General features: G+C 66.6%; 1 pseudogene. It reads left to right on the top strand.

The annotated features are described in order from the left end of the window. A pseudogene (locus tag EOA29_RS40945) lies at positions 1-383 on the top strand (hypothetical protein); the annotation flags it as partial.

Here is a 383-nt window from a genome sequence, read left to right as displayed (position 1 = left end):
GTCTCGGTGCTGCTGTTCGGCGGCATCACGCTCATCTGGCTGCGTTCGGAAGGCGCGCTGGCCCTGGCTCCGATAGTCGGCGCGGTGCTGATCATGGCCGATTTCGGCGATGCGGCGCGCGCCTCGACGCCAGACCTCCTTTGCGCGGCGCTGTTCCTCGGCGGCCTGTTCGCCTATGTGCGCAGACGCGAGGCGGCGACCGCGATCCTGCTGTTCCTCGCCTTCATGGCGCGGCCGGACAACATCGTCTTCCTGGCGATCTTCGCTGTGCTGATCATCGTCTTCCGGCAAAAGGCCTGGGGTGCGTTGGCGGGCTTTGCCGCCTCCTTCATTGCCTATTTCGCCATCTCGCACTGGGCCCAGCATCCCGGCTGGTGGCCGCA

Source organism: Mesorhizobium sp. M1E.F.Ca.ET.063.01.1.1 (assembly GCF_003998155.1).
In the GTDB taxonomy this organism is placed as follows: domain Bacteria; phylum Pseudomonadota; class Alphaproteobacteria; order Rhizobiales; family Rhizobiaceae; genus Mesorhizobium.
Note: the sequence above shows the minus strand (reverse complement) of the source record. Positions and strands in the feature narration are given on the sequence as shown.